This is a genomic window from Methylacidimicrobium tartarophylax, from assembly GCF_902143375.2.
In the GTDB taxonomy this organism is placed as follows: domain Bacteria; phylum Verrucomicrobiota; class Verrucomicrobiia; order Methylacidiphilales; family Methylacidiphilaceae; genus Methylacidimicrobium; species Methylacidimicrobium tartarophylax.
On sequence record NZ_CABFVA020000060.1, the window covers coordinates 1 to 999 of the forward strand.

General features: G+C 62.8%; 1 protein-coding gene and 1 pseudogene. Both read left to right on the top strand.

From position 1 onward, the window contains the following. A pseudogene (locus tag MAMT_RS11325) lies at positions 1–298 on the top strand (histidine phosphatase family protein); the annotation flags it as partial. Positions 299–386: 88 nt separating this feature from the next. Then, on the top strand, positions 387–999 hold a 613-nt coding region (locus MAMT_RS05155; RefSeq protein WP_142659934.1), incomplete at its 3' end, for an HAD family hydrolase.

Consider the following 999-nt stretch of genomic DNA (forward strand, 5'->3'; position numbering starts at 1 on the left):
CGCCGAAGCCCTCGGCGACTCTTCTAAGATCGCAATCCAGGAAGAGTTGGAGAATGGAACCTCCACCCAACAGATCCTGACCCTGCTCCAATCCTTGCCGGCGGATTCCGAGGTGGTCTTAGTCGGCCATATGCCGAGCCTCGCTGAGCATTTTGCCGCACTCGTCGGTGCCAACGACCCCGGGAACTTGCCCCTCGATAAGGGCGGAATCGTCTGCCTTCGCCTCGACGATCTCCGCCTCGGGAAGGGCGAGCTCCGTTTTCGGCTCCGGAACGAGCAGATGGAGCGGATCGCCTGAGAGAGGCCGACCTGCCCCGGACCCCAGAGAGCAGGGGCGAAAAAGATTGACATCTCGGCGACTAGCTGGCTCTCCGTGGCAGTTCCGTATGGAAAGAGACGAGATTTCCCCGCGCGCCACTCGATGGGCCGTACTTTTTGATTGGGATGGAGTGCTGGTCGACTCCTCCCGACAGCACGAGGAGAGCTGGCATCGCCTCGCTCGGGAAGAGGGACGTTCTCTCTTCCCCGGATTCTTCCTCCAAACCTTCGGAATGAAGAACGAATGGATCATTCCGCAGATCCTCCACTGGACGAAGGATTCCGAAGAGATCTCCCGGCTCAGCCTGCGCAAGGAGGTGCACTTTCGGGAAATCGTCGCCGAAACCGGGCTCACCCTCTGCTCCGGAACATGGGAGTGGGGCCAATGGCTGGCCGGTCGCGCAGTCCCGACGGCGATCGCCTCCTCCTCGCAGCGAGCGAACATCGACCTGGTGCTCGAGAAGCTCGCGCTACGTGCCATGTTTCCCACCATCGTCGCCGCCGAGGATGTGAGCCGGGGCAAGCCCGATCCGGAGGTCTTTCTTACGGCCGCCGACCGCTTGGGAGTCCCTCCCCACCGCTGTGTCGTCTTCGAAGACGCGCCCGCCGGGGTGGAAGCCGGAAAACGCGCCGGGATGAAGGTAGTGGCCCTGACGACCACCCGGCCTCCCGAAGCGCTTC